The sequence below is a fragment of the Amycolatopsis sp. SB7-3 genome (genome assembly GCF_041021335.1).
Taxonomy (GTDB): domain Bacteria; phylum Actinomycetota; class Actinomycetes; order Mycobacteriales; family Pseudonocardiaceae; genus Amycolatopsis; species Amycolatopsis japonica.
In genome coordinates this window covers 2,257,619-2,284,117 of the sequence record NZ_JBFPJQ010000001.1, presented here as the reverse complement: position 1 = coordinate 2,284,117, position 26,499 = coordinate 2,257,619, and the positions used below count along the sequence as shown (strand labels likewise).

The following is a 26,499-nucleotide window of genomic DNA, read 5'->3' as shown; positions in this document are numbered from 1 at the left end:
TCAGCCCTCCTTCAACGTCTCGATCATCGCTTCCCCCACTTTGAGCGCGACCGGGCACGGATCACTCGCGCCGGGCCCGTTGTCGTACTGCACCAGGATGTTCACGGACAGCTGGTCGGTCACGCCGACGAACAGACCGCATTTGCCGTTCTTGCGGTGGTCGAGCGACGCGGCGTACACCGCCGGGTAGCCGGCGACCTCGGTCGGCTCGAAGTACTCGTTGTTGGCCTTCGTGTCGTAGACGTCGCTCAGGCCGTTCTTGTTCGCGAGCACCGGGCTGATCTCGATCTGGTTCAGCGGGTCGTCGGCGGCGAAGATCGAGCAGCCGGGCCCGACGCTGGTGGTCCGCCGCTCGCCTTCGCCGAGACCGAGCTCGGTGCGCTTCGCCGCGGAAAGCGCGGCACAGGCGTCGCTCTCGATCGACGAGGTCTTCAACGGGTTCGACACCTTGGGCGCGGAGCCGGACGAGCCGCTCGACGCGCTGGAGGCACCGGCACCGGTCGTGTAGGACGGCTCCGAAGAGGCGGTGCCGGTCTTGGTGCCCGAACAGCCGGCGACGAGCGCGCCCGCGGCCAGGAGGAGAACGAGGGAACGTCGCATCACACGGCCTTGTGCTTGTTGAGCGAAGCCTGCGTTTCGGCCTCGTTCGTGGCGATCTTCTGCTTCGCGGCGGTCAGCTGGTCGATGTAGTTCTTGACGTATTCCTGCATCTTCTGGTTCTGCTCCAGGAACGCCTTGCCCGAGGGGTTGGCCAGCTTCTCCCAGGCGCCGCTCGCGAACTCCTTGCCGGGCGCCTTGACGTTCGCCATCAGGTTCGCGTCGGCGTAGTCCCGCTTGAGCTCGGCCTGCAGATCCGTCCACTTCTTGATGATGCCGTCGATCTTGTCCTTGTCGAAGGTGAACCCGCCGCCACCTCCGCCAGACGCCGGCTTGTCCGGGTTGGCCGGCGCGGACACCGTGACCTTCTCCTGCCGGTTCTGCTCGGCGTTGCTGTCGTAAGCCATTGCGTCCAGATCTCCCCGTGCCTCGACGTCGAGTCTCGATAATGCCTTGATCCCCAGTCAAGCTTAAGACGTGGCCTGGTGGGGTGCGGTTCCCCGTAAAACAAAGGGCGGGACACCTCCGGAATGGAGACGTCCCGCCCTTTGTCGAAGCGGTGTTACTTGGCCTTGACCTCGAGCCGCACGTCGACGCGGACGTCGGGGTGCAGACGGGCGCCGACCGAGTGCTTGCCCACGGTCTTGATGTGGTCCTTCAGCTCGATGACGCGCTTGTCGAGCAGCGGGCCACCCGCGGCCTTGATCGCGTCCACGATCTCGGCGGTGGTGATCGAACCGAAGAGCTTCTTCGAGCCCTCGGCCGCCTTGCCGCTCAGCTGGATGGCGCCGAGGCCCTCCAGGGTCGCCTTGATCTCCTTGGCGTGGTCGAGGTCGCGGATGCGACGGCTCTCCTGCGCCCGCTTGATCGTGCGCACGTTCTTCTCCGCGCCCTTGGTGGCCACGATGGCGTAGCCGCGGGGGAGCAGGTAGTTGCGTGCGTAGCCGTCCTTGACCTCGACGATGTCGCCGGGCCCACCGAGGTTGGCGACGTCGGTGGTGAGAATGATCTTCGCCATTGACGTGCCTCCTTAGCGCGCGGTCGAGGTGTAGGGCAGCAGCGCCATTTCGCGGGAGTTCTTGACCGCGATGGCGATGTCACGCTGGTGCTGGCTGCAGTTGCCGGTCACTCGACGGGCACGGATCTTCCCGCGGTCGGAGATGTACTTCCGAAGCAGGTTGGTGTCCTTGTAGTCGATGTTCTCCGGGCGGCCCTTCTTCTCGGCCTTGCAGAACACGCAGACCTTCTTCTTGGGCTTGCGGATGGGTGGCTTGGCCACGGTATTACTCCTGAATTTCTACGTAGTGGTTGTCTCGAGGCGTCTCGCGGAGCTCGCGCCCGCGGTGGATCGCCTGATCAGAAGGGCGGCTCGTCGGAGAAACCGCCGCCACCGCCGCCACCGGCGGGCGGGGCGGAGCCCCACGGGTCGTCGGCGGGCGGGGCGCTCTGGCCGCCGCCACCACCGAAGCCGCCGCCACCGCCACCGGTGCCACGGCTGACCTTGTTCACCTTGGCGGTGGCGTAGCGCAGCGACGGGCCGATCTCATCGACCTCGAGCTCGACGACCGTGCGCTTCTCGCCTTCCTTGGTCTCGAAAGACCGCTGCTTGAGGCGCCCCTGCACGACGACTCGCGCGCCACGCGTCAGCGACTCGGCGACGTTCTCGGCCGCCTGACGCCAGATGTTGCAGCGCAGGAACAGGGCCTCGCCGTCCTTCCACTCACCGGACTGACGGTCCAGCGTGCGCGGGGTGGACGCGACGGTGAAGTTCGCGACCGCCGCACCGGAAGGGGTGAAGCGAAGCTCCGGGTCGGACGTGAGGTTGCCGATCACCGTGATGACGGTGTCTCCAGCCATCGGGAAAGTCCTTCGGCTCAGGCCTTGGCGGCGGCGGTCGCGGCGCGCTTGATCTCGCGGCGCATGACCTTGGTGCGGAGCACGGTCTCCTGCAGCGAGAGCTGACGGTCCAGCTCCTTGACCGCTTCCGAAGTCGAGTTCAGGTCGAGGAGCGCGTAGATGCCCTCGGCGTGCTTCTTGATCTCGTAGGACAGCCGGCGACGGCCCCAGACGTCGACCTTCTCGACGCTTCCGCCCGAAGTGCGGATCACGTTGAGGAAGTTGTCCAGGGTCGGGGCCACCGTACGCTCGTCGAGCGTGGGGTCCAGGATGACCATTACCTCGTAATGGCGTGACACAACCACTCACCTCCTATGGGCTCGCGGCCACGGACTGTCCGTGGCAGGAGGGTTTGTCCAGGTAAGCGTACCTGGCGGTCAGGAGACGCGGCGCAGGACCCAGGTGCGGACCAGCGCGGCGGTCACGCCGGCGAGCACGAGCACCGCGAGCAGCATCGGCAGCTGGACGTCGCCGCCGGGCATGCCGTCGGTCGCGAGCGCCTCGGCGTTGCCCGCGTTGCGGACGTCCGGACCCGGACCGGCCTGGCCGTCGGTGCCGTACTGCGGGGCACCCTCGCCCGGGAGCGGGCTGTTGGCCGGGTAGCGCACGCCCGGCGCCACCGCGACACCCGGCTGCGCGACCGGCAGGTTGCCGTAGTCGCGCGGCGGGGCGTAGCCGGTGCCGTTGCTGCCGCCGGGCAGCAGGCTCGGCGAGGCCGGGAGGCCGTTGGTGCCGCCGCCGTTGCCGCCCTGCTGCGGGGCGGTGGTGCCCGGCGTCGGCAGGGTGGGCGCGACGTAGTTCGTGGCGACCGTGGTCAGGCCGCAGCTGCCGGCGACCTTGTGCTCGATGGAGTCGAGGGTCTTCTCGGGGTTGAGCCCGAGGCCCCAGGACTTGGTGTTCTTGACCGCCTGGCGCACGGCCGTGCCGATCGCCTTGCCGTCGACCGAACCGCCCGCGGCGTTCGGGACCGCGCCGACGCTGATGGTGTTGACCTTCGCGATGTCGTTCGCGGCGACGTCGTACAGCGCCAGCGTGCCCGCTTCCCGCGCGCCCGCCCGCACCAGTTCCTTGACCGAGGTGCCGGTGATCGCGACGGTGTCGCCCATCCCGCCGTTCACGGTGCCGCTGCACGCGTTCGCCAGCGTGGTGCCCGCCGCCGAGGCGGTACCCGCCGTCAGGAGCGCGCCACCGGTGACCACGGTCGCGAGTGCGGTGACGGTGAGCGCCTTGCGGGTGGTCTGCCAGATGGTGGTCTTCCGCACGGGCGCGATCCTCCGGGTCGGTGGGGGCGTGAAGCAGTGCATGAGGAATCACTGCAACGGGGATAACGAGGGAGCGACCAGAAAGATACTAGGCGGTAGGACTAACTTGTAGCGGCCATTCGGCGGAGGACCCAGGTGCGCACGAGGCCCGCGCTGACTCCGGAGAGTGCCAAAACGGCGATCAGCAGCGGCAGTTTCCCGTCCTGAGTGAATCCGTCACTCACACTCGGTAGCGCTTCCGCCTGTCCCGCATTCTGGACGTCCGGGTTGCCGGCCTGGTTTTCGGTCGCGATGCCGTACTGCGGCGCGTAACCAGGGATCTGGCCGCCGTACCTGAGGCCGGGCGACGGGCTGAAGAGACCGGCCGTCGCCATCGGGATGGAGCTGTAGTCGCGCATCGGGGCGTAGCCCGTGCTGATACCCCAGGGCAGGCCGCCGAAATTCGGGGTGAAGGTGCCGGGCAGGAGCGGGCTGTTCGCCGCCGGGATGCCGCCCGCCGGAGCGCCGCCCTGTGCGGGAGCGCCCGGTCCGCCGGTCTGGGGTCCGCCGCTGCCGGGTGTTCCGGGAGCGGGTTTCCCAGGCTGAGGCTGGGTTCCGGGAGCCGGCTTGGCGCCACCACCGGTCAGGGCTTCGTGGGTGCCGCTGACGGCGCCGTTCAGCGCCTCCGCGGCGGGCGCGCCGACGACCGGGACCGGCGCGACGACGGTGTTCACCACGGTCACCGTCACCTTGCAGACCGTGCCGAGCAGCGCGTTGATCGTGCCCGTGAGCACTCCGGAGACCGGTCCGGCCTGGCCGAGGTTGAGCGGGATGCCGAGCAACGGGGTCTTGCCGAGGATCGTGTCGCCGGTCTTCGCGGTCACCGAGCCGCCGCAGGTGGCGGTCTTGGTCTCCGCGGCGGCGGCCTGGCCTGGCATGGCGAGGGCGGCCGAGCCCGCGAGAATGAAGGCCGACGCACCCAGGGCGGTCGCCCTCCGTGTCCGTTCGCGCATGCCTTCGACTCCTCCGTCGTCGGGGTCACCTACCCGGATAACGACGCTAACGGAGACAAGTAACGCCCGCTCACTCGAAGAGGTCAGGCATTCGAGTGGAAGCGGGCGTCACTGACGGTGAAGGTCAGGCGGGCTTACCCCGCAGCCAAGCGCGGACGAGAGCCGCGGCGACGACGGCCAGCGCCAGCACCGCGAGCAGCAGCGGCAGCTTGTCCGGGGCGACCGGCGCCTGGACGGCCTGCGCGTTGCCGGTGTCCTTTTCGTCGACGGTGGGTGGCGGCACCTCGCCGGGGATGATCTCGGTGATCACCGGCGCCTGGACGAAGCTGCCGGGGAGCAGCGCGGCGTTGCTGATCAGGCCGGCGATCGAGTCGCCGCCGATGCCGGTGGAGGAACCCGGGGCGGTCTCGACCGGGAGTTCGCTGCCCGGACCGCCGGGCTGACCCGGCCCCGGCTTCGGGGGCTCCGGCTTGGGAGGCTCCGGGTTCGGCGGCTTCGGGCCGGGCGGGATCTCCGGGACTCCCGGGATCTCCTCGACGACGCCCTGGGTCAGGTTCCCGACCGCGTTCACCGCGCCCTGAGCCGGTTTGCAGACACCCTGCGCGACGAGGTCGCCTGCCGCGTTGTCGGTGAGACCGGTCGTCTTGACGAGATCGCCGACCGGCAGCGAGAGCAGCGGCTTCCGGCCCTCGGCGGTCTTGGCCTTCGAATCGAGACCGACCGTCAGCGCCTCGGACGAACCGAGCGGGGCACCCGCGTCGAGCACGAGACCGTCGGCCGACTTCCCGTTCTGCAGCGTCGATCCGCAATCACCGGAAAGGGTCGGGCTCGGTTCCTCGGCGGCCGTCGCGGTCATCGGGAACGCGAGTCCGGCCGTGACCGAAAGCGCGAATCCCCAAGCCGTGATCCGCCCGGCAGTCTTCCCCATCGAGTTCGTCCTCCGCCCCTAAAAGACCCACGCGGTTTTAACGGAACGCGCTCACGCTACCCCACGAGCGTGACCATCCGGTCCGCGACGGCGAAAAACCCGCGAGGGTAACTCCGCCTTCCTCCCCACCACCGCCCTCAACGGAGGAGCTTCGCTCCGCGTAGATTCCTTCACCATGAAAATCGGTGCCCATGTCCGCGACGACGATCCCCTCTCCGCGGTCGCCGAACGCGAGGCCGAGGTCCTCCAGTTCTTCCTTTCCGACCCGCAGGGCTGGAAGGCTCCCAAACCCCACCCGCACGGCGAAGCGATCAAGGAATCGCCGGTCGAGGTGTTCATCCACTCGCCGTACCTGATCAATGTGGCGTCGATGAACAACCGCATCCGCATCCCGTCGCGGAAGAACGTCACCCAGCACGCGAACGGCGCCGCCGAAATCGGTGCGAAAGGGCTCGTCGTGCACGGCGGCCACGTCGGTTCGGCGGAAGACGTCGAAGAAGGCCTCGTCAACTGGCGCAAGCTTTTCGAGCGGGAACAGGAAAAGGGCGGCTTCGCTGTGCCGATCCTGATCGAGAACACCGCGGGCGGCGACAACGCGATGACCCGCGACCTCGACACGATCGCCCGGCTCTGGGACAAGGTCGGCGAATTCGGCGCCGGTTTCTGTTTCGACACCTGCCACGCGTACGCGGCGGGCTGGGATCTGACCGAGGCGGTCAAGAAGGTCAAGGCCATCACCGGCCGGATCGACCTGGTGCACCTCAACAACTCGCGTGACGAATTCGGTTCCACGCGGGACCGGCACGCCAACGTCGTCGGCGGTGACGGCACGATCGATCCCGAGGTACTGGCCGCCGTCGCGGCCGAAGCGGGCGCGCCCGTGGTCGTCGAGACCCCGGCCGACGGGCAGGCCGCGGACATCGCCTTCGTCCGGGAGCGCGTCGCGTCCGCCTGACGTCGCGGCGGACCTGGAACACAGGGCGCGGCGTGCGCGAAGGCGTGATTCGCGTGCTCAGGCACGTGACTCGCGTGACTGGAAGCCGCACTCGGGGTGTTCCGCCTCTGATCACGCGAGTTCCGGCTTCGATCACGTGAGTGCGGTACTCGCGACGGATTGGGCAGCTGAAGTACTCGGCATGGTGTGAAGGCACTGTGACCGCTGTGCCTGCTTGTGCCCTGTGGGGTGCGTGGCGAGGACCTGGCATGTGATCAAGCCGGACCGAGGGCTACCCGCGCGGGAGAGCGTTCCCTCTCCAGCGGGAGGGCCGGGCAAGCCGATCAAGGAAGGCTCGATTCCAGCCGGGAAACACCCGGTACTGGAGGGAAAGCCATGAAGCTCAAGGCCAAGATCGCCGCCGTCGCAGTGCTCGCCGTCGCCGCGGGAACGCTGGGGGCGACCCAGGCGACGGCGGCCCAGGCCCCGCCGTCCGGCTCGGTCGTCCTCGGGTCGGCGGGCGGCCCGCTGACGTTTCCGGGCTACGAAGGCGATCCGGTCCGGTTCGACTTCGCGGCCTTCGGCGATCCCGGGAAGTCTTCCGGGCGGTTCCACGTGAATCATCTGACCAAGGACGGGAAGCCCTTCGCCGATTTCGAAGGCAAGGTCGACTGCGTCTCGCGTGACGGCGACCTCGCGATCCTGACCGGCGTGATCGAACGCGCCGACATCCCCGCGCTCCCGGTGAACCTGGTCGGGCGCCGGGTCGGTTTCTCGGTGCGGGACGTGCCGGGCGGGCACGACCGGATCGGTTGGAGCTGGGCCGTCGGCGGCTTCGATCAGGACGTTCTCCGCTGCACGGCCCCGATCCCGTTCTTCGAAACGAGCACGGGCGGCTACCTCGTGCGCTGAATCGGCTTGACCCTCTCGCCACGGGAGGGTCGAGTCTTGGCCGCATGAAGAATCGGACCGTGTACCGGGCGGAGGACGGCGAGCACGTCGGCTACGTCGTCCCCGCGCCGGAAACCCGTTGGCAGGCACTGACCGTTTTCGGCTACCCGCTCGGCGGGCCCGCCGCCTTCGACGACTCCGTCGCGTTGCTGGAGGCGGAGGGCCTGGCCATCCTCGCCGAGCGCTGGTCGGTCAGGCACGGCGAAGACTGGTTCACCTGCAGGCTGGTCGAAACCTCGCCCGAAGCCGTCGTCGTGCGGATCGAAGACTTCGGGGCCGAGGACTTCGGCAAGCACATCAGGCTCGAACGTCCTGGGCCTGAGGTGTTGAAGCGGGCTTGACCGCGCGTAGGTCGGGGGCGCCGTCGAGGAATCCGCCGATCGGATCGTCGTCCCCGGCGGCGCGGACCGGGTCTTTGCGTGGCTGGTGGATGTCGCGGATCACCAGCGCGCAAAGGCCGACCACCGCCAGGTCGCGGACCACGACGGCGCCCAGGAACCAGTCCTGGGGCAGGCCTTTGTTGTCGACGCCGAGGTAGTACATCATCCGCGGCGCCCAGACCAGCGCGTCGAGGATCATCCAGCCGAGCAGCAGCCGCCAGCGCGGGATCGCGAGTACCGCCAGCGGAACCAGCCACAGCGAGTACTGCGGGCTCCACACCTTGTTGGTCAGCAGGAACGCGGCCACCACGAGGAACGCGAGCTGGCCGAACCGCGGACGGCGCGGCGCCTTCAGCGTGACGTAGCCGATGCCGGCGCAGGCGGCGAGGAACAGCACCGCGACGACGGCGTTGAGCACGACCGGTGTCTCTCCCGTGGCGAGCTTCCCGTCGAATCCGGCCCAGCCGGAAAGGTGGGAGATCACGTTGTAGAGCGAGTCCGGGTCCATCGGACGTGCCGTGTTGAGCCGGAAGAACTCCCACCAGCCGGTCGGCGCGGCGAGCGCGAACGGGACGTTGACCACGACGAACGTCGCCACGGCGAGCCCGGCGGCGAGCGCCCACTGTTTGACCTTGCCCGCGCGCAAGCACAGGAAGAACAACGGGATGAGCAGGAGCAGCGGATACAGTTTCGCCGCCGCGCCGAGCCCGAGCAGGAAGCCCGCGACCTCGGGCCGTCGCCGCGCCCACGCGAGCAGCGCGGTCGCGGTGAACGCGGTCGCGATGGCGTCGAAGTTGGTGAAGACGTGCACCAGCACCAGCGGCGAGATCGCGACCAGTGCGGCGTCCCACGGGCGGCGTTTCAGCGATCGGCCGGTCGCCCACACCGTGACCAGCCAGGCCAGCGCGAGCCACAGTGCCGAGATGTTGAAGTACACGGCCACCGGGAGCGCACTGGGCAGCCAGCCCGCTTCCGCGACCGAGAGCCAGGCTTCGGTGAGCTTCGCGTTGATCCACTGGAACAGCCCGGTCGCCACCGGGTACTCCATGTACCGCGTGGTCTCCTTCGCCGTTCCCGCGTTTTCGGTCCACGAAGTCACGTACGGGAAGGTGTCGGAGTTGTTCAGCCGCTCGGAACTGTAGAGCGGGATGATGTCCGAGTAGCACATCGCGACGAACGGGCGGCCCGCCCGCCAGTCGAGCTGATGGGTGCCGGAGTCGTCGGTGTACTGCTGGATGCACGACGCCTTGCCGAACCACGAGAGCACCAACGCGAGGCAGGCCAGCAGCAGCCCGACCCGCTGCGGCGACCAGAACCAGTGCCGCCCCACGGCCGCGTGCTCGCCGAGCGGGCCGCCGATCGGGCGGGTGGCCGCGGCCACGAGCGGTTCGTTCCAGCTCGGGATGACCCGCTCGCCGGGGGTGAGGGAGAGCGGAGCCTCGGGCTGGGTCGTCTGGTCGGACACGTGGCGGATGTTAGCGCCTATCCGGGTGACCACCCGGTGATGTCGCCGCTCTCGTAGAACCCGGCCAGCACCTCCGCCGCCGCGCCGAACGCCACGACGTCGTCGCCCATCTCGTCGAGATCGACCTGGATCCGTTGCCAGTGCGGCAAAGGCAGGAGTTCCCGCAGCCGCGCCGCGACGGTGTCGCGGTACACCTCGGGTGCCGCGCGGACCGACCGTCCGGTCAGCACGACACGTTCGAGATCGAGCACCTGGACGAGGTCGGCGAGCCCGATCGCCAGCAGGCCCGCCGCCTCTTCCGTGGTCGCCGCCGCGTTGTGCAGCACCTCCACGCAGCCACGGCGGCCGCACGCGCAGCGCGGTCCGTCGAAGGCGAGCGTCGTATGCCCGAACTCGCCGGCGTTGGTCCGCGGCCCGCGGTACAGCCTGCCGTCGATCAGCAGGCCGACGCCGATCCCGGTGCCGACGAGCACGACGGCGGTCGCGGCCTGGTCGCCCTCCGGCCAGTGCTGCGCGAAGGCGGCGGCGTTGGTGTTCTTGTCGAGCCGCACGGGCAGTCCGGTGCGTTTCGCGAGCAGGTCGCGCAGGGGCACGTGGTGCCACCCGGGCATGTTCGTGGCGTCCCGGACCACTCCTTCGTGGTGATCGAGCGGGCCCACGCTGCCGACGCCGAGGCCGAGGACACCCTCGACGCCGTCGAGTAGCGCTTCGGTTGCTTCGCCGAGGGCGGAAACGGCCTGGTCAGGGGTGAATCCCGGGGGCAGCGGCCCGCCGCGCGACGCGATGATCTTCCCGGTCAGGTCGGTCATGACCACCCGGAAGGAGTCCCGGTCGAGCTGGGCGCCGAGCGCGTGCCGGGCGTTCGCGCGGACGCGCAGCAGGGTGCGTGGCTTGCCGACACCCGACGCGGGCTGGCGTTCTTCGTCCAGCAGGCCGGCTTCGAGCAGTTCGGGGACGATCTTCGAGACGGCCTGCTGGGTGAGCCGGGTGCGCTCGGCGAGTTCGACACGGCTCAGACCGCCCGCGCGCAGGATGTGCGTGAGCAGCAGCGTCCGATTGTGCTGGCGCAGGCCGCGCAGATTGACCCCGGTCTCCGGCATAGCGCGCATCCTGCCATGACTGGCTGATTACGCAACACTGTTGTTTAATGGGGTCATGGCTGACTTGCGAGTGGGGATCTTCGGATACGGCACCGGTGGACGCGTCTTCCACGCGCCGCTGGTCGACGCGACACCGGGGCTGACCCCGGCCGCCATCGTCACCTCGAACCCGGATCGGGTCGCGCAGGCACGCGCCGACCACCCGGCCGCCGACGTACTGCCGGACGCGGACGCGCTGTTCGCGAAGGCCGGCGAGCTGGATTTGGTCGTCGTCAGCACGCCGAACCGCACGCACGTTCCGCTGGCGCTTCGGGCGATCGAGGCGGGTCTGCCTGTCGTCGTCGACAAGCCCTTCGCGCCGACAGCGGCCGAAGCGGCGAAGGTCGTCGAAGCAGCGAAGGCCAAGGGTGTCGGGCTGACGGTGTTCCAGAACCGCCGGTTCGACTCGGACTTCCTCACCGTCCGGAAGGTCCTCGACGAGGGCCGTCTCGGCGACGTCTTCCGCTTCGAGTCACGCTACGACCGCTGGGTGCCGAAGCCGCGGGACAACTGGCGCGAGTTCGGCGACCCCGCCGAGGCGGGCGGGCTCCTCTACGACCTCGGCGCGCATATCGTCGACCAGGCGCTGCAGCTGTTCGGCCCGGTCTCCGAGGTCTACGCGGAGGTCGACAGGCGCCGCGCCGGGGTGTCGGTCGACGATGACGCCTTCGTCGCGCTTCGGCACACCAACGGCGTGCGATCGCACCTGTGGGCGTCCGCGCTCGCGGGCACCCGGAACCCGCGATTCCGCGTGCTCGGTGACAAGGCGACCTTCACCAAGTACGGCCTCGACGTCCAGGAGCCGCAGATCAAGGACGGGCTGCGGCCCGGCGACCCCGGCTGGGGCGTCGAACCGGAGTCGGACGCCGGCGTGCTCGGCGTGAACGACGACGTCGAGACCGTGCCCACCGAGGTCGGCCGCTACGAGGACTTCTACGCGCAGGTGCGCGACGCGCTGCTCGGCAAGGGCGGCTTCCCGGTCGATCCCGCCTCCGCCGTGGAGACGCTCCGGGTCATCGAAGCCGCCCACCTCGCGGGTGCCGAACGGCGCGTCGTCACCCTCTAGCTATTCGGTATCGCCTCTGCCGCCCCGGCCCGGCGGACCTCCGTTGCCGCCCTCTTCGTTGTTCTCACTGGACGAAGGCGGGTTCTTCGAGCTCGAAGGCGGATCCTCTTCGTTCCGCGAAGACGAAGAGCCGGTCGACGGACCCGTCGACGGCGTGCCGGTCTCGGTCGAACCCTCGTCGTCGTCCGGCGGGGTCTGCGTCGACGGGACGGTGTTGCTGTCGTCCCCGCCGATGATCTTGACCTTGTCGAAGCGCTCCCCCGGTTTCCCGTTCAGGTACAGGGAAAGGAACTTCTGCCAGATCGGCCCGGCGATCGTCGAACCGAAGATCGACTTGCCGTTCTTGCCCTTCAGCGCCTTGTCGCCGTCGCCACCGACCCACACCGCGGCCGAGATCGACGGCGTGTAGCCGACCATCCAGGTCTGCGAGTTGGCGTCCTTCGCCGACGCGGGCTCGCCCGGCCGGTAGGTGTGCTGCTGGGTCCCGGTCTTGCCGGCGCACTCGTGGTTGTTGGGGCACTTGAGCTTCGAGAACGGGATGACACCCTTGAGCGACTCGGTGACGTTGCCGGCGATCTGCTTGCTCTTGTCGGAGTCGTCGGCGAACGCCGGCTTCGCCTCTTCCGGAGCCGAATACGCGGCCTCGTCCTGCGAGTTGGTCACCTTGACGATGAAGTGCTTGTCGCGGCGCTGGCCGTCGCCCGCGAAGGTGGCGTACGCGGCGGCCATGTCCTCCGGGGTGATGACCGTCTTGCCACCACCGAGCGCGATGTTGTTGTCGGCGAACAGTTCGGAGTTGCCGTCCGGGACGGGTTTCACCCCGGCGTCCTTGGCGGCCTGCGCCACCGGCCCGGGTTTGGTCACGTTCACGACCATGTCGTAGAACACCGTGTTGGCCGACCGCTGCATCGCCTCGGACACCGTGCACTGCTGCGAACAGGTGCTACCGGGACCGGCGTTCCGGATCGTCTGCTTCCCGAACTGCCGGTTGTTGGAGCCGTCGAACGTCGAGTTGATGCCACCCTTGCCGAGCTGCATGTACGCGGTGAGGTCGAACGGCTTCATCGACGACCCGGGGTTCTGCGGTGTGTTCGCCCAGTCGCGGCCCTTCTGGTCCTTGCCGTTGGGCCCCTTCACGATGGACGGGCCACCGTAGTACGCCTTCACGCCGCCGGTCTTGGGGTCGATCGCGACGAGCGCGTTGAGCAGGTTCTCGTCGGTCTGGCCCTTCATCCCGTCGGCGACCGCCTGCTCGGCCGCGGCCTGCGCCTTCGGGTCGATGGTCGTGTAGACCTTGTAGCCGCCCCGGTAGTAGACGTCGTCGGTGATGCCGTTCGCGGCGAGCTCTTCCTTGACCTTGTCGCGGATGAACGGGTTGACCACCCCGGCCTGCTGCTTGTCCTCCTGCGGGATCGGCGTCGGGAACTGCAGGTTCGCGCGGTCGGCGGCGGAGAGGAAACCGTTCTGCACCATCCGGTTCAGCGCGACGGTCCAGCGTTCGTTCGCGACCTTCGGGTTCTCCGAGCGGCCCGGCTGCTGGATGAGACCCGCGAGCAGTGCCGCCTCGGAGGCGTTGAGTTCGCCCGCGGGCTTGCCGAAGAACGACTGCGCGGCCGACTCGATGCCGTACGCGCCGCGCCCGAAGTAGATGATGTTCAGGTACGCCGTGATGATGTCCTTCTTCTCGTACGTCTGGTTCATCTTGAAGGACTTGGCGAGTTCGGTCCATTTGCGCGCGAGCGACGATTCGTCGTCCCCGCTGGCGACCTTGATGTACTGCTGGGAGATGGTCGAACCACCGCCCTTGCCCGCGGTCACCTGGTTGTAGACCGCGCGCAGGATGCCGCCGATGTCGAAACCGGAGTTGGTCTCGAAGGACGCGTCCTCGGTGGCGATGACGGCCTTCTTCACGATGTCCGGGATCTGCTCCGGCGTCAGGATGTGCCGGTTGCCGCCCTTGGGGACGTCCTTGCCCATCTCGGTGTTGTCGGCGTAGTAGTACGTCACCGCCTGGCCCTGCGTCGCCGCGACGGACTGCGGCGACGGCACGTCGACGGCGAAGTAGGTGATCACGAACGCGATCGCCGGGATGACGACGAAGAGGCAGAACAGCGCGAGCAGCACCCGCCTGATGCGTCTCCACCGGCGCTTCTTGCGCTGGGCCGGGGTGAGGACCGGCTTCCCGTTCTCGTCGGTCTCCGGCCCGTACTGCTCGTCCTCGTACGGCTCGTCGTAGCCGCGGTCGGCGGTGCCGTTGTGCTCGTGATGCGTGATGAGGTCCGGCTCGTGCTGCGGCGCGACCGGCGGCCGCTGCGGACGACGCGGGGGCGGCTGCAGCTGGGACGGACCCTGGCGCTGCCACGGCGCCTGCCCCTGCGGACCGGGACCCGGCCGCTGCCCGTATCCCGGGGGCGGACCGGCGGGACGACGGGGCGGTCCGGCCGGGCGTTGCGGACGACGGGCGGGGTCAGGGTCCTGACCTGGCCATCCGCCGTGGGGATCGTCGTTCACTGGGACGTCCTCCGAACCTTCCGTGGGTGAGCGCGGTCCTGCGGTCGCAGGTCTCCTTCTACTGAAGACGTATCGGATCGGTTCAGGTTCACCGATGCCACGAAAAAAGGTGTGCCGGGCACTCGCCCGGCACACCTTCCTTCACGTGCTCAGCCCGATCGTCACGGATCTTCGCCGTTCGGGAACAACGGATCCGAAGTCCCCGGCCCCGGCCTCGTCCAGCTCGGCTTCGTGGGCTTGGTCGGTTTCGTCGGCTCCGTCTCCGTCGGCTCGGTGGGAGTCGTCGGCGTCGGGGTGGTCGTCGGCGTCTCGGTCGGCGTCGGCGTCTCCGGCGGCTTCTGCGCCGTCGTCGTCGGCACGTAACGCGCGTCCTTGCCGATCGGCTTGACGCTCTCGAACTTCTCCGACGGCTTGCCGGTCATGTACCGGGACATGAAGTCTTCCCAGATCGGGCCGGCGATGGTCCGCCCGTAGACCGGTTTGTTGTTCTTGTCGTGCAGCGGCTTGTTGCCGTCGCCGCCGACCCACACCGCGGTCGAGATGCTCGGCGTGTAGCCGACCATCCAGGTCTGCGCGTTGCGATCGCGATAGCTCGCCGGGTCGCTGTCCTTGAAGTCGTACTGCTGCGTCCCGGTCTTGCCCGCGCATTCGTGCCCCTTCGGGCACTTGAGCTTCGAGTACGGGATGACCTCTTCGAGCGCGTCGGTGACGTTGCCGGCGATCTGCTTGCTCTTGGCGGCGTCGTCGCTGAAGGCGGGAGCGCCCTTGGGAGCGGTCTCGTCGAACTCGACCTCGTCCTGGGAGTTGGTCAGCTTCGCGACGAAGTGCTGCTTCTGCCGGACGCCTTCACCGGCGAAGGTGGCGAAGCCGGCCGCCATGTCCTCCGCGGTGGTGACCGTGCCACCACCGCCGAGCGCGATGTTGATGTCGGGGCTCAGCTTCGCCTTGCCGCCGTCGGCCTCCACCATCACGCCGGCTTCCTTGGCCGCCTTCGCCACCGGGTCGATCTTCGTCTCGTTGCGGACCATGTCGTAGAACACGGTGTTCGCTGAGACCTTCATCGCCTCGGCGACCGTGCACTGCGGCCCGCAGTTGGAGCTCTCGCCCGCGTTCCGGATCGTGCGGCCGTCGAACTTCCGGTTGTTGGAGCCGTCGAAGGTCTCGCCGAGACCCTTGCCCATCTTGAGGAACGCGGTCAGGTCGAAGGCCTTGAAGGCCGAACCGGGGTTGTGCGGCACGTTCGCCCAGTCGATGGCCTGGACGTCCTGGCCTTGCGCGTTCTTCGTCCAGTCCGGGCCGCCCCAGTACGCGACCACGCCGCCGGTCTTGGGGTCGATCGCGACCAGCGCGTTCAGGATGTTCTCGTCCGTCTGGCCCTTCATCCCCTCGGCGACGGACTCCTCGGCCATCTTCTGCGCCTTGGGGTCGATCGTCGTGGTGATCTTGTAGCCGCCCTGGTGCAGCCGGTCCTGGTCGTAGCCGCGCGCTTCGAGCTCGTCGATCACGCGGTTGCGGATGTGCAGGCTCAGCGTCCCGGCGTCGTCGGCCTTCGCCTGCGCCTTCGGGATGGGCTTCGGGAAGGTCGCGCTCGCGCGTTCGCCGGCGGGCAGCCAGCCGTTCGCCACCATCTGGTCCATCACGAAGGTCCACCGCCTGGTGGCGTAAGCCTCGTTCTCGGACTTGCTCGGGCCCTGGATCAGGCCGGCGAGCAGGGCCGCCTCGGACGCGCCGAGCTCCTTGGCAGGCTTCTTGAAGTAAGCCTGCGCGGCCGCTTCGATGCCGTTCGCGCCGCGACCGAAGTAGATGGTGTTGAGGTAGGCGGTGATGATCTCCTCTTTGGACATCTGGTTGTTCATCTTGAAGGATTTCGCCAGCTCGGTCCATTTACGCGTGAGCGTCGGCGCCTCGTTGGCCGTGGCCTTCTTGATGTACTGCTGGGAGATCGTCGAACCGCCGCCCTGGCCGCCGGTGACGTTGTTGTAGACCGCGCGCAGGATGCCGCCGACGTCGAAACCGGAGTTGGTCTCGAACGACGAGTCCTCGGCCGCGTACACGGCCTTCTTGACCACCTCCGGGACGTCGCCCGGCTGCAGCAGGTACCGGCTTCCGCCGCTGGCTGGCGCGATCTTGCCCATCGGGCTGCCGTCCGAGTACATCAGCGTGATCGGCTGGCTCTGCAGGCTCGCGACGCTTTCCTGCGACGGGACGTCCACCAGGAAGTAGGTGATGACGAACGCGATCGCGGGCACCACGACGAAGAGACCGAACATCGCGTAGAGGACCCGGCGGATGATCCGCCAGCGGCGCTTCTTGCGCTGCTTCGGCGTGAGGACCTTCTTCTTGTCGTCTTCTCCGTCTTCGGCGGGCTCGTCGTCGTAGGCGTCTTCGCCTTCGGCGCCGAGCGCGCTGCTTTCGTGACGATCGTCATAGCGATCGTCGTACGGGTCGTAGCCGTACGGGTCTTCGGTGCCGTTGTGCGCGTGATGCGTGATGAGCTCGGGCTCGCGCTCGTACGGTTCCGGCTCGACCGGCCGGACCATCGCGGTCGCCTGGTCGGCCGGGGCCGGAGGACGGCGGTTGCCGGGCGGGGGCGGCGGCGGGCGATGCCCGGCGGCACCCTGGCGGGACCGCTGGTCACCGGCGGGGCCTCGCGCTCCCGGCGGCGGGGGTCCCTGCCTGCGCGGGGGCATGCCGTTGGAACGACGCGGGGCCGCGGGACGGCGCGGCTCGTTGTCGGAGGGCCACTCCGGGCCGCCGGCGTCGCCGCCCGGCCACTGCGGCTCGTTCGCGGACCGTGGCGGGGCCGAGCGGGGGGTGCCGTTCGGGGGTGTCCGGCGCTGGGGGCGGCGCGGCGGTTCTTCGCTCGGCCAGCCTGGTTCGTCGGCTTCGCCCGGCCATTGGGCACGGCGAGGTGCATCAGGCTCCTGGCCAGGCCAGGAGCGCTTGCGGTCGTCGTTCACGAATGGGCCTCCCAGACCGGCGCTTCGGGGGACGCCGCTCTGTGGTCAACTGCGTTTTCGATACCTGTCACTGACCCGCTGTCCTCTGCGACCGGGTCCGTGGCCGGGTGGTTCCCGGTTCTCCTGTTCCGAGGACGTAGGACCGCACCAAGTGGTTCCAGTGACAGCTCTGGCAGACCTCGACCTCGTAGACGGTGAACTCCGCGAAGAGCCCGTCCATCCGCGTCAGTTCCTCCGGTGTCTTGGCCGATCCGGCGGCGTGCTTGAGCTCGTCGCCGTACACCCAGGACACCAGGGTCAGTTGCTCCCGGTGGCAGACCGGGCAGTCCTGCTCGCCTGGTCGGCCGTGGAATTTCGCGGCCCGCAGCAGGTACGGCCCCGCGTCGCAGACGTCGTATGTGCCGACCCGTCCGGAGTGGACGCCCTTGAGCAGCGCGCGCCGCTGTAAGGCGTAGTCCACGACCTGCCGCTGGTTTCGCACGCCAACAGAGTACGGGCTCTTGCTGTGTGGTCCACGTCCCGTTCTCGGGGAGACGGTCCGCGCACGGTCGGACACGCCGACGATTCGATAACTCTCCGGTGAATTTCGCCCGGATCCGCCCGCGCTCGATCGGGTTAGCTACGCCACTTCGATGTATCGGCGCGATATAGTGGGCCGGTAGGTTGACCGAGCCGGTCACGGTGGCCAACGCGACCGGTCGCGGTTTGTTCCCGGAAGGGGGTGCGGTGTGCTCGAGCTCGCGATCTTGGGGCTGCTGCACGAGACCCCCATGCACGGTTACGTGCTGCGCAAACGTTTGCATGAGACGCTCGGGATGTTCCGGACGTTCTCGTACGGCTCGCTGTACCCGACCTTGCGCCGGTTGCTTCGCGCCGGTTACCTCGTCGAGGAGCTCGAAGAGGTGGAAGACCGGGCGTGGGCACGCCGGGGCAAGCGGGTGTACAAGCTCACCGCCGAGGGCAAGGAACGGTTCGCCGAACTGCTCGGCGACGCCGGGCCGCAGACGTGGGACGACGAAGGCTTCGGCGTCCACCTGGCGTTCTTTTCGAGGACACCGGCCGACGTCAGGATGCGAATCCTGGAAGGCCGTCGTCGTCGGGTCGAGGAACGCCGAGAAGGACTTCGGACGGCAATGGCGCGGGCCGAGGAGAAGATCGACCGCTACACCCGTGAGCTGCACCGGCTCGGGCTGGAGTCCAGTGAACGGGAGGTGCGCTGGCTCAACGAGCTGATCGCGCACGAACAGGCCGAGCAGCGCGGACCGGAGACCTGAGGCGCTCCGGCGGTCCTCGCTGCGCATTACCTACAACTGTTGGACTAATGAAGGAGAAACCGGCATGGGCGAGAACCGCCGCGTTCGGGTGGCCATCGTGGGCGTCGGCAACTGTGCGGCCTCACTGGTCCAGGGCGTTCAGTACTACCGCGACGCGGATGCCGGCACCCGCGTGCCCGGGTTGATGCACGTCGTGTTCGGCGAGTACCACGTCCGCGACATCGAGTTCGTCGCCGCGTTCGACGTGGACGCCAAGAAGGTCAACCGTGACCTGTCCGAGGCGATCTTCGCCAGCGAGAACAACACCATCAAGATCGCCGACGTGCCGCCGCTGGGCGTCACCGTGCAGCGCGGTCACACCTACGACGGTCTCGGCCGCTTCTACCGCGAGACCATCGAGGAGTCCGACGAGACTCCGGTCGACGTCGTCGCCGCGTTGCGCGAGGCCGAGGTCGACGTGCTCGTCTCCTACCTGCCGGTGGGTTCCGAAGAGGCCGACAAGTTCTACGCGCAGGCGTGCATCGACGCCGGTGTGGCGTTCGTCAACGCGCTGCCGGTGTTCATCGCCTCCGACCCGGAGTGGGCGGAGAAGTTCCGCGCGGCCGGCGTCCCGATCGTCGGTGACGACATCAAGTCCCAGGTCGGCGCCACCATCACGCACCGCGTGCTGGCGAAGCTGTTCGAAGACCGCGGCGTCCAGCTCGACCGGACGATGCAGCTCAACGTGGGCGGGAACATGGACTTCCTGAACATGAAGGAGCTGGAGCGGCTCGAGTCGAAGAAGATCTCGAAGACCCAGTCGGTCACCTCGCAGGTCGACCGCGAGCTCGGCAAGGGCAACGTCCACATCGGTCCGTCCGACTACGTGCAGTGGCTCGACGACCGCAAGTGGGCCTACGTCCGGCTCGAAGGCCGCGCCTTCGGCGACGTGCCGCTGAACCTGGAGTACAAGCTCGAGGTGTGGGACTCGCCGAACTCGGCGGGCATCATCATCGACGCCGTGCGCGCCGCGAAGATCGCAAAGGACCGCGGCATCGGCGGCCCGATCCTCTCGGCTTCCTCGTACTTCATGAAGTCGCCGCCGGAGCAGTACGACGACGCGACCGCCCGCGACGAGGTGGAGAAGTTCATCGCCGGCGAGGCGTGACCTCTCCCGTAGCGCGCTAGGAACGGTCCTTTCCTTGCAAATTTTGCGAGGAAAGGACCGTTCCTAGCATTCGAGGGGCCGCTTAGACCCCTTCAGCCCTCCTGAAGCGCCGACGGCAGGTCCGTGATCACCGGCACCACCGTCGTCTGCTCCAGCACCGCCGGATCCGGCGGGAAATGCGGATTCGGCACCGCGTACACCGTCATCCCCGCCGCCAGCGCCGCGCGCAGCCCGTTGGTGGTGTCCTCCACGGCCGCGCAGTTCTTCGGCTCCGCGCCCAGCAGCTCGGCCGCCTTCAGATACACATCGGGCGCCGGCTTCCCCGCGCCGACCTGCTCCGACGAGACCGCCGTCGGCACCGGCAGCCGCGTGATGTCCAGGAACGCCTTGATCAGCAGCGGCGGCGAAGAGCTCGCGATCGCCACCGGCCAGTGCTTCGCGACCTCGCGGACGACGCCCGGCGCGCCCGGGATGATCGGCGGCTTCTCCGCGTACCGCCGCGCCATCCGCTCGATCACCAGCTGCGCGACGTCCGAGGGCCGGAGGTGGACGCCGAGGTCGTGCGCCAGGTAGGCGGCCCATTCCGGGGTGCTCATCCCCTGCATGGCCCTGGTCGATTCCTCCCGCCAGGTGCCGTGGAACTCGTGGACGACCGCCCGGCGGACCTCGTCCCACATCTTTTCCGAATCCACCAGGACACCGTCGAGATCGAAGATCACCGCTTCCACGCCCTCAACCCTAGGCCGTTGAAACCTGTGCGGCAGATTACTTAGCCATGCTCAGTAATTTTAGTTAGCATGGCTAAGTGACCACGAAAGTCGCCGATCTCGCCCACCGGCTCCGCCCGCTGGTGTTCCGGCTGTACTACCTCGTCCGCCGGGAGACGCCGCAGGTGCAGCTCACCCTCACGCAGGGTTCGGTGCTGTCGGAGCTGCTCAACGGCGGCCCGCGCCGGATGAGCACGCTCGCCGACCTGGAGCGGGTCCGGATGCCGACGATGACCGACGTCGTCCGCCGTCTCGAACGGCTGGGCCTGGTCAGCCGCCGCCGCGATCCCGCCGACGGCCGGGCCGTGCTCGTCGAGGTCACCGAGGTCGGGCAGCGCTTCCACCGTCAGTTGATCGTCGCGAGGGAGGAGTTCCTCCGGGAGCGGCTCCTCGAACTCGACGAGACCGACCGCTCCGCGATCGAAGCCGCGCTCCCCGCCCTTACCAAGTTGCTGCACGAAGACAAGAAGGAGGAACTGATCCGCGATGAGCGCTGAGCCCCACTCGAGCCTGTTGGACGCCGTCAAAGGACAGCCCAAACAGGTATGGATCACCGCGTTCGCCGCGGTCATCGCGTTCATGGGCATCGGGCTGGTCGACCCGATCCTGCTGTCGATCGCGGAAGGCCTGAAGGCGACGCCGTCCGAAGTGACCCTGCTGTTCTCCAGCTACCTCGGCGTCCAGGCGGTCGCCATGCTGGTGACCGGCGCGATGACCGCCCGGTTCGGGGCCAAGCGGACCGTGGTCGTCGGGCTGACCCTGGTCGTCGTCGCCACCGCGCTGTGCGCCGCGTCCGGGTCGATCGAGCAGCTCATCGGGCTGCGCGCGATCTGGGGGCTGGGCAACGCCTTCTTCATCGCGACCGCGCTTTCGGTGATCGTCGGCGCCGCGACCGGCGGCCAGGCGGGCGCGATCCTGCTGTACGAAGCCGCGCTCGGGGTCGGCCTCGCGGTCGGCCCGCTGCTGGGCGCCCTGCTCGGCAGCATCTCCTGGCGCGGCCCGTTCCTCGGCACTTCGCTGCTGATGCTGTGCGGTCTCGTGCTCTGCTCGATCTTCCTGACCGGTGACGCGAAGGAGAAGCGGCCGAAGATCCGCCTGCTCGACCCGTTCCGCGCGCTCAAGCACGGCGGGCTGCTGCGCACGTCGATCGGTTCCGCGCTCTACACGGCCGCGTTCTTCGTGGTGCTGGCCTGGTCGCCGTTCGTGCTGGAGTGGAGTGCCGTCGCCGTCGGCCTGATCTTCTGCGGCTGGGGCCTTTCGGTCGCCGTCGCGGGGGTGGTGCTGGCGCCGAAACTCGCCGCGAAGCTCGGTGAACGGCACGCGACCGTGGTCGCCGTCTTCGGGTACGCCGTGTTGCTGCTGATCATGGCGATCCCGAGCAAGCCGGTGCTGGTCGTCGGCATCATCCTGTCCGGTCTGGTGTCCGGCCTGCTCAACACGCTCTTCACCGGCACGGCCATGTCGATCAGCGGCGCCCCGCGTCCGGTCGCGAGCGCCGGGTACAACTTCTGCCGCTGGCTCGGCGGCGCGGTCGCCGCGACCGTCGTCGGTCACCTGGCCGAATGGTTCGGCGCGAAGCAGGCGCCGTTCGTGATCGCCGCGGTCCTGTGCGTGCTCGCCGGAGCCCTGCTGACGATCCGCGAGAAGACCGCCGACCCGCACACGATCCCGGCCGAAGCGGTCCTCGTCGGCGAAGAGATGTAAATCGGAACAAAAGGTGAACACCGGACCAACGAGGGGTTTCCTCCCGTTGGTCCGGTGCCTTAGCGTCGACCTCCCGAACTGCAGATGCGGAGGTCCGCGTGAAGTTCCTTCCGTTACTGGCCGGCCACTCACCAAGCCGGGCGTCAGTGACTTGTACCTATCGCTGTGGCGACGCGTGCTTCCACGACGCGCCGAACACGTCGGACAACCCCACCTTCGCCGACGTGCTCGGCGCGGTGAGCCGCCGTGGCGCGCTGAAGGCGACGGCCGTCGTCGCACTGGCCGCCGGGACGCCGCTCGCGCTCGCGGCGCCGGCGTCCGCCGCTCCCGAGGGGCGGCCGAAACCGCCACCCGGCACCGACTACAAACGCGTTCAGCCGAACACGCTCGACGCCGTCGTGGTCCCCGAGGGCTACGAGCAGGGCATCGTGATCCGCTGGGGTGACGCGGTGCTGCCCGGCGCACCGGAATTCGACTTCGACCACCAGACCGCCGAGGCGCAGGCGAAGCAGTTCGGCTACAACTGCGACTTCGCCGCGCTGTTGCCGCTCGACCACTCGGGCCTCACTTCGCTCCTGGTCACGAACCACGAGTACACCTCGGAAGAGTTCATGTTCCGCGGTTACGACAAGGACAACCCGACCGAGGAACAGGTCAAGATCGCGTGGGCGGCCCACGGGCTGACCGTCGTCCAGGTGTCGCGCGGACGCGACACCGGGCACCTGCGGCCGAAGATGTCCCGCTACAACCGGCGGATCACGTTGCACACGCCGTTCAAGGTGACCGGCCCCGCCGCGGGCAGCGATCTGCTCAAGACCGCCGCCGATCCCACCGGCACGGTGGTGCTGGGCACGATGAACAACTGCGCGGGCGGCGTCACGCCGTGGGGCACGATCCTCTCCGGCGAGGAGAACATCAACCAGTACTTCGGGAACGCCGAAACGGTGACCGACCCCGTCAAGCGCAAGCGCTACGCGCGGTACGGCATCAAGGGCACCGCGACCACCCGCAAGTGGGAGCGGTTCGACGCGCGCTGGGACATCGCCAGGGAGCCGAACGAGGCCCACCGCTTCGGCTGGGTGATCGAACTGGATCCGAACGATCCCGACAGCACCCCGGTCAAGCACACGCATCTGGGGCGGTTCAAGCACGAGACGGCGAACATCCGCGTCGCCAAGGACGGCCGTGTGGTCGCCTATTCCGGCGACGACGAGCGTTTCGAGTACATCTACAAGTTCATCTCCAAGGGGCGCATGAAGCCGGGCGACAGCGCGCATGCCCGCCGCCACAACATGACCCTGCTCGACGACGGCACGCTCTACGTCGGCCGGTTCACCGGCGACAGCCCGGTCTCCGAGATCGACGGCACCGGGAAGCTGCCCAGTGACGGCGAATTCGACGGCGGTGGCGAGTGGATCCCGCTGGCGTCCGGGAACAAGTCCTTTGTGGACGGAATGACCGCCGAAGAGGTGTATGTCTTCACCCGCGAGGCGGCCGACCGGGTGGGCGCCACGAAGATGGACCGTCCCGAGGACATCCAGGCCCATCCGTACACCGGCCGGATCTATTGCGCGCTCAGCAACAACGTCGAGCGCGGCAACCCCGGCAAGGAGGGCGCCACCGAGCCCAACCCGCGGCTGAACAACAAGCACGGCCAGGTGCTGGAGCTCGAAGAACGGCGCGGGGACGCGCTCGCGCTCACGTTCAGCTGGCGGCTCTTCCTCGTGTGCGGCGACCCGGCCTCGCCGGACACCTACTTCGCCGGCTTCCCCAAGGATCAGGTCTCGCCGATCTCCAGCCCGGACAACGTGGCCTTCGACCGGCACGGCAACCTCTGGATCTCCACCGACTCGGCGGGCGCCCTCGGCATCAACGACGGCCTCTACTCGGTGCCGCTGGAGGGCCGCAACCGCGGCGAGCTGAAGCTGTTCCTCACCGTGCCCCGCGGCGCGGAGACCTGCGGTCCGATCGTCGAGCGGAAGATTGTCACGGTCTGTGTCCAGCATCCGGGTGAAGTCGACGGCGCGAACGCCGACAAACCGGCCTCCCATTGGCCGGACGGCGGCGAAAACCAGCCCCGTCCCTCGGTGGTGGCGGTCTGGAAACCGGGCAGGCACGGGCTGTCCGACATCGGCTCCTAGTCGAAAAGCAACGATCTAGCAGTACTTTTGGTCGATGGCGCGCTGCCGGGTCCGGCAGCGCGCCATCGCTCGTTCGCGCGCTGTTCATCTTCTGGCCAGGGCCGGATCGTTTTGGTCGCTTACCGTCACGACGTTCCCCCGACTGGACTACGTGTACCCACCGCGACCATGGAGGCCCTGTGTCCTTCGAGCCTCAGCGGCTCCTGCCGTTGATCACCTCCCACCCCGGTGGCCGCTCCGCGGTCACCTGCGAGTACCGCTGCGGCAACGCGTGCGCCCACCCCGAGCCGAACACGTCGGACAACGAGTACTTCGGCGACGTCGTCAAGAACATGCTTTCCCGCCGTGGCGCGCTGAAGGCGAGCGCCGTGCTGGCCGCGACCGCCGGTGGTTTCGCCGCGCTGTCCGGTACGGCCGCCGCCGAAACCCCGGCTGACGTCTCCGCCGCCGGCCACGGCAAGCCGGGCCGCCCCGGGCGTCCGGTGCCCGGCACCGACTTCGAAGCGGTGCCGCCGAACACGCTCGACGCCATCACCATCCCCGAGGGGTACGACCAGCGCGTCGTCATCCGCTGGGGTGACGCGGTCGAATTCGGCGCCCCGAAGTTCGACTTCCGCAAGCAGACCGCGGCCGCGCAGGCGAAGCAGTTCGGCTACAACAACGACTTCGTCGGCCTGATCCCGCAGGATCCGCTGGGCATCCGCAACCTGCTGGTGGTGAACCACGAGTACACCACCGAGGTCCACATGTTCCCGGCCGACCAGTACGACCCGGCGAACCCGACCGAGGAGCAGGTCAAGATCGCGTGGGCCGCGCACGGTCTTTCGGTCGTCCAGGCCTTCCGCGACCCGATCGGCGGCGCGCTGCGCACCGTGCCGAGCCCGTTCAACCGCCGCATCACGCTGAACACCCCCTTCGAGGTGCGCGGCCCGGCGGCGGGCTCGAAGTTCCTCAAGACCTCCGCGGACCCGACCGGCCGCACGGTCTTCGGCACGCAGAACAACTGCGCCGGCGGCGTCACCCCTTGGGGCACCGTGCTTTCCGGTGAGGAGAACGTCAACCAGTACTTCGCCAACGCGGCGAGCGTCACCGACCCGGTCGCTGCCGCGCGTCTGAAGCGGTATGGCTTCTCCGGCGCCGCCAGCACCCGTAAGTGGGAACGGTTCGACAAGCGCTGGGACCTCGCGCAGGAGCCCAACGAGGCCAACCGCTTCGGCTGGGTCGTCGAGATCGACCCGAACGACCCGAACTCGACGCCGATCAAGCACACCGCGCTCGGCCGGTTCAAGCACGAGGCCGCGAACGTCAAGATCACCAAGGACGGCCGCGTCGCCGTCTACTCCGGTGACGACGAGCGCTTCGAGTACATCTACAAGTTCGTCTCCAAGGGCAAGTACAAGCCGGGCAAGAGCGCGCACGCGCGCCGCCACAACTCGGCGCTGCTCGACGACGGCACCCTGTACGTCGCCCGCTTCACCGGCGACAGCCCGGCCGCCGAGATCGACGGCACCGGCAAACTGCCGTCGGACGGCGAATTCGACGGCGTCGGCGAGTGGATCCCGCTGGCCGCCGGGAACCAGTCCTTTGTGGACGGTTTCACCGCCGAAGAGGTCTACGTCTTCACCCGGCAGGCGGCCGACAAGGTCCAGCCGACCAAGATGGACCGGCCCGAGGACATCGAGCCGAACCCGGTCAACGGCCGGATCTACGCCGCGCTGACCAACAACAGCCAGCGTGGCCCCGCCGGCAAGGCGAACGTCGACGAGGCGAACCCGCGGCCGAACAACCGCAACGGCCACGTCCTCGAATGGGAAGAGGACCGGGGCGACGCCGCGTCGACGAAGTTCTCCTGGCGGCTCCTGCTGGTCTGCGGTGACCCGAAGACGGCGGACACCTACTTCGGCGGTTTCCCGAAGGAGCAGGTCAGCCCGATCTCCTGCCCGGACAACGTCGCGTTCGACCGGCACGGCAACCTGTGGATCTCCACCGACGGCAACGCGCTCGGCTCCCACGACGGGCTGTTCTCGGTGCCGGTCGACGGTCCGGAACGCGGGCACGTCAAGCAGTTCCTGTCGGTCCCGATCGGCGCGGAATGCTGCGGCCCGGTGGTGACCGACCACCTGGTGCTCGTCGCCGTGCAGCACCCGGGTGAGGACGCGGCCAGCTCCGCGAACCCGACGTCGCACTGGCCGGACGGCGGCACTTCGCAGCCGCGGCCGGCGATCGTGTCGGTGTGGAAGAAGGGCCGCTGGGGCCAAGTCGGCCGTATCGGCGTCAAGTAGTGGCCTCCGGCGCCCCGATCACTCTCGGCGAGACTTGTTCTCCCTGATCGGGGCGCCGGACGACACCGTTCGGTGATGACGGAAGCCCGCCGCGCTCATTAGC

25 protein-coding genes are annotated in these 26,499 nt (G+C 68.5%); 10 read left to right on the top strand and 15 right to left on the bottom strand.

Features of this window, described 5'->3' with window-relative positions:
- The 9 genes from AB8M46_RS11205 to AB8M46_RS11165 all read right to left on the bottom strand — a co-directional run bounded on the left by AB8M46_RS11205 (position 1) and on the right by AB8M46_RS11165 (position 5,675).
- On the bottom strand, positions 1-600 hold the full coding sequence (locus AB8M46_RS11205; RefSeq protein WP_394360226.1) for a DUF3558 domain-containing protein: 600 nt from the start codon (positions 598-600) through the stop codon (positions 1-3).
- Positions 600-1,004, bottom strand: coding sequence for a hypothetical protein (locus tag AB8M46_RS11200; RefSeq protein WP_394360225.1), 405 nt, complete (start codon positions 1,002-1,004; stop codon positions 600-602). Before AB8M46_RS11200 ends, AB8M46_RS11205 begins: the two co-directional genes overlap by 1 nt.
- 155 nt (positions 1,005-1,159) lie before the next feature.
- Positions 1,160-1,615, bottom strand: a complete 456-nt coding sequence (rplI, locus tag AB8M46_RS11195) for a 50S ribosomal protein L9 (protein ID WP_005168124.1) — start codon at positions 1,613-1,615, stop codon at positions 1,160-1,162.
- 12 nt (positions 1,616-1,627) lie between these two features.
- Positions 1,628-1,876: a 30S ribosomal protein S18 gene (gene rpsR, locus AB8M46_RS11190; RefSeq protein ID WP_005168122.1), complete on the bottom strand. Its 249-nt coding sequence runs from the start codon at positions 1,874-1,876 to the stop codon at positions 1,628-1,630.
- 77 nt (positions 1,877-1,953) lie between these two features.
- Complete coding sequence (locus AB8M46_RS11185; RefSeq protein ID WP_037334141.1) at positions 1,954-2,454, bottom strand: single-stranded DNA-binding protein; 501 nt, start codon at positions 2,452-2,454, stop codon at positions 1,954-1,956.
- 17 nt (positions 2,455-2,471) lie between these two features.
- The gene (gene rpsF / locus AB8M46_RS11180; protein ID WP_016338288.1) at positions 2,472-2,792 is read right to left on the bottom strand and encodes a 30S ribosomal protein S6; all 321 of its coding nucleotides are present in this window, start codon (positions 2,790-2,792) and stop codon (positions 2,472-2,474) included.
- A 78-nt stretch (positions 2,793-2,870) separates the two neighbouring features.
- Positions 2,871-3,755 (bottom strand): hypothetical protein, encoded by an 885-nt coding sequence (locus AB8M46_RS11175; RefSeq protein WP_394360224.1) that lies wholly within the window; start codon positions 3,753-3,755, stop codon positions 2,871-2,873.
- 101 nt (positions 3,756-3,856) lie between these two features.
- The gene (locus AB8M46_RS11170; RefSeq protein WP_394360223.1) at positions 3,857-4,747 is read right to left on the bottom strand and encodes a hypothetical protein; all 891 of its coding nucleotides are present in this window, start codon (positions 4,745-4,747) and stop codon (positions 3,857-3,859) included.
- A gap of 124 nt (positions 4,748-4,871) precedes the next feature.
- Entirely contained in the window at positions 4,872-5,675 is an 804-nt protein-coding gene (locus AB8M46_RS11165) for a hypothetical protein (RefSeq protein ID WP_394360222.1), read from the bottom strand.
- A gap of 175 nt (positions 5,676-5,850) precedes the next feature.
- On the opposite strand from AB8M46_RS11165, the gene AB8M46_RS11160 reads away from it, so the two are divergent.
- From AB8M46_RS11160 to AB8M46_RS11150, 3 genes are all read left to right on the top strand, one after another.
- A complete protein-coding gene (locus tag AB8M46_RS11160) occupies positions 5,851-6,630 on the top strand; it encodes a deoxyribonuclease IV (protein WP_378422112.1) in 780 nt (259 codons plus the stop codon).
- A 375-nt stretch (positions 6,631-7,005) separates the two neighbouring features.
- Positions 7,006-7,521, top strand: a complete 516-nt coding sequence (locus tag AB8M46_RS11155; protein WP_037334156.1) for a hypothetical protein — start codon at positions 7,006-7,008, stop codon at positions 7,519-7,521.
- A 44-nt stretch (positions 7,522-7,565) separates the two neighbouring features.
- Complete coding sequence (locus tag AB8M46_RS11150; protein WP_037334159.1) at positions 7,566-7,901, top strand: hypothetical protein; 336 nt, start codon at positions 7,566-7,568, stop codon at positions 7,899-7,901.
- Here the strand turns inward: AB8M46_RS11150 and AB8M46_RS11145 are convergent.
- Both AB8M46_RS11145 and AB8M46_RS11140 read right to left on the bottom strand, forming a co-directional pair.
- Positions 7,858-9,405 carry a glycosyltransferase family 87 protein gene (locus AB8M46_RS11145; RefSeq protein WP_394360221.1) on the bottom strand — a complete coding sequence of 516 codons (1,548 nt, stop codon included), beginning with the start codon at positions 9,403-9,405 and terminating at the stop codon, positions 7,858-7,860. The genes AB8M46_RS11150 and AB8M46_RS11145 overlap by 44 nt on opposite strands.
- A 17-nt stretch (positions 9,406-9,422) precedes the next feature.
- Entirely contained in the window at positions 9,423-10,505 is a 1,083-nt protein-coding gene (locus AB8M46_RS11140; RefSeq protein ID WP_350592212.1) for an ROK family transcriptional regulator, read from the bottom strand.
- 55 nt (positions 10,506-10,560) lie between these two features.
- Here AB8M46_RS11140 and AB8M46_RS11135 point away from each other — a divergent pair, with 55 nt between their 5' ends.
- Positions 10,561-11,610 (top strand): Gfo/Idh/MocA family oxidoreductase, encoded by a 1,050-nt coding sequence (locus AB8M46_RS11135; RefSeq protein WP_152610835.1) that lies wholly within the window; start codon positions 10,561-10,563, stop codon positions 11,608-11,610.
- On the opposite strand, the gene AB8M46_RS11130 is transcribed toward AB8M46_RS11135, so the two are convergent.
- The 3 genes from AB8M46_RS11130 to AB8M46_RS11120 form a co-directional block, all read right to left on the bottom strand.
- Positions 11,611-14,121: a transglycosylase domain-containing protein gene (locus tag AB8M46_RS11130; RefSeq protein ID WP_394360220.1), complete on the bottom strand. Its 2,511-nt coding sequence runs from the start codon at positions 14,119-14,121 to the stop codon at positions 11,611-11,613.
- Between the two features lie 161 nt (positions 14,122-14,282).
- Positions 14,283-16,661, bottom strand: a complete 2,379-nt coding sequence (locus AB8M46_RS11125) for a transglycosylase domain-containing protein (RefSeq protein WP_394360883.1) — start codon at positions 16,659-16,661, stop codon at positions 14,283-14,285.
- 487 nt (positions 16,662-17,148) lie between these two features.
- The gene (locus AB8M46_RS11120; RefSeq protein WP_037334179.1) at positions 17,149-17,562 is read right to left on the bottom strand and encodes a DUF5318 domain-containing protein; all 414 of its coding nucleotides are present in this window, start codon (positions 17,560-17,562) and stop codon (positions 17,149-17,151) included.
- A 247-nt stretch (positions 17,563-17,809) separates the two neighbouring features.
- On the opposite strand from AB8M46_RS11120, the gene AB8M46_RS11115 reads away from it, so the two are divergent.
- On the top strand, positions 17,810-18,355 hold the full coding sequence (locus AB8M46_RS11115; RefSeq protein WP_005168208.1) for a PadR family transcriptional regulator: 546 nt from the start codon (positions 17,810-17,812) through the stop codon (positions 18,353-18,355).
- Positions 18,356-18,419: 64 nt separating this feature from the next.
- Positions 18,420-19,502: an inositol-3-phosphate synthase gene (locus AB8M46_RS11110; RefSeq protein ID WP_037334182.1), complete on the top strand. Its 1,083-nt coding sequence runs from the start codon at positions 18,420-18,422 to the stop codon at positions 19,500-19,502.
- A gap of 92 nt (positions 19,503-19,594) precedes the next feature.
- Here the strand turns inward: AB8M46_RS11110 and AB8M46_RS11105 are convergent, their stop codons facing one another.
- Positions 19,595-20,230 carry an HAD family hydrolase gene (locus AB8M46_RS11105; protein WP_394360219.1) on the bottom strand — a complete coding sequence of 212 codons (636 nt, stop codon included), beginning with the start codon at positions 20,228-20,230 and terminating at the stop codon, positions 19,595-19,597.
- Positions 20,231-20,307: 77 nt separating this feature from the next.
- Between AB8M46_RS11105 and AB8M46_RS11100 the strand changes: the two genes are divergently transcribed.
- The 4 genes from AB8M46_RS11100 (at position 20,308) to AB8M46_RS11085 (ending at position 26,396) form a co-directional block, all read left to right on the top strand.
- Positions 20,308-20,766 carry a MarR family winged helix-turn-helix transcriptional regulator gene (locus AB8M46_RS11100; RefSeq protein WP_037334188.1) on the top strand — a complete coding sequence of 153 codons (459 nt, stop codon included), beginning with the start codon at positions 20,308-20,310 and terminating at the stop codon, positions 20,764-20,766.
- Complete coding sequence (locus AB8M46_RS11095; RefSeq protein ID WP_037334191.1) at positions 20,756-21,973, top strand: MFS transporter; 1,218 nt, start codon at positions 20,756-20,758, stop codon at positions 21,971-21,973. The genes AB8M46_RS11100 and AB8M46_RS11095 overlap by 11 nt, the downstream gene beginning before the upstream one ends.
- Before the next feature lie 98 nt (positions 21,974-22,071).
- On the top strand, positions 22,072-24,114 hold the full coding sequence (locus tag AB8M46_RS11090) for a PhoX family phosphatase (protein ID WP_081975711.1): 2,043 nt from the start codon (positions 22,072-22,074) through the stop codon (positions 24,112-24,114).
- Between the two features lie 179 nt (positions 24,115-24,293).
- Positions 24,294-26,396: a PhoX family protein gene (locus tag AB8M46_RS11085; protein ID WP_394360218.1), complete on the top strand. Its 2,103-nt coding sequence runs from the start codon at positions 24,294-24,296 to the stop codon at positions 26,394-26,396.
- Positions 26,397-26,499 lie beyond the last annotated feature (103 nt).

What these genes read in the sequence shown, in the direction of transcription:
- AB8M46_RS11165 (WP_394360222.1), bottom strand. Translation starts at nt 5,675, where the DNA reads ATGGGGAAGACTGCCGGGCGGATCACGGCTTGGGGATTCGCGCTTTCG.
- AB8M46_RS11150 (WP_037334159.1), top strand. Translation starts at nt 7,566, where the DNA reads ATGAAGAATCGGACCGTGTACCGGGCGGAGGACGGCGAGCACGTCGGC.
- AB8M46_RS11110 (WP_037334182.1), top strand. Translation starts at nt 18,420, where the DNA reads ATGGGCGAGAACCGCCGCGTTCGGGTGGCCATCGTGGGCGTCGGCAAC.
- AB8M46_RS11140 (WP_350592212.1), bottom strand. Translation starts at nt 10,505, where the DNA reads ATGCCGGAGACCGGGGTCAATCTGCGCGGCCTGCGCCAGCACAATCGG.
- AB8M46_RS11170 (WP_394360223.1), bottom strand. Translation starts at nt 4,747, where the DNA reads ATGCGCGAACGGACACGGAGGGCGACCGCCCTGGGTGCGTCGGCCTTC.
- AB8M46_RS11160 (WP_378422112.1), top strand. Translation starts at nt 5,851, where the DNA reads ATGAAAATCGGTGCCCATGTCCGCGACGACGATCCCCTCTCCGCGGTC.
- AB8M46_RS11135 (WP_152610835.1), top strand. Translation starts at nt 10,561, where the DNA reads ATGGCTGACTTGCGAGTGGGGATCTTCGGATACGGCACCGGTGGACGC.
- AB8M46_RS11125 (WP_394360883.1), bottom strand. Translation starts at nt 16,661, where the DNA reads ATGGTCCGGCCGGTCGAGCCGGAACCGTACGAGCGCGAGCCCGAGCTC.
- AB8M46_RS11155 (WP_037334156.1), top strand. Translation starts at nt 7,006, where the DNA reads ATGAAGCTCAAGGCCAAGATCGCCGCCGTCGCAGTGCTCGCCGTCGCC.
- AB8M46_RS11200 (WP_394360225.1), bottom strand. Translation starts at nt 1,004, where the DNA reads ATGGCTTACGACAGCAACGCCGAGCAGAACCGGCAGGAGAAGGTCACG.
- AB8M46_RS11205 (WP_394360226.1), bottom strand. Translation starts at nt 600, where the DNA reads ATGCGACGTTCCCTCGTTCTCCTCCTGGCCGCGGGCGCGCTCGTCGCC.
- rplI (WP_005168124.1), bottom strand. Translation starts at nt 1,615, where the DNA reads ATGGCGAAGATCATTCTCACCACCGACGTCGCCAACCTCGGTGGGCCC.
- AB8M46_RS11185 (WP_037334141.1), bottom strand. Translation starts at nt 2,454, where the DNA reads ATGGCTGGAGACACCGTCATCACGGTGATCGGCAACCTCACGTCCGAC.
- AB8M46_RS11095 (WP_037334191.1), top strand. Translation starts at nt 20,756, where the DNA reads ATGAGCGCTGAGCCCCACTCGAGCCTGTTGGACGCCGTCAAAGGACAG.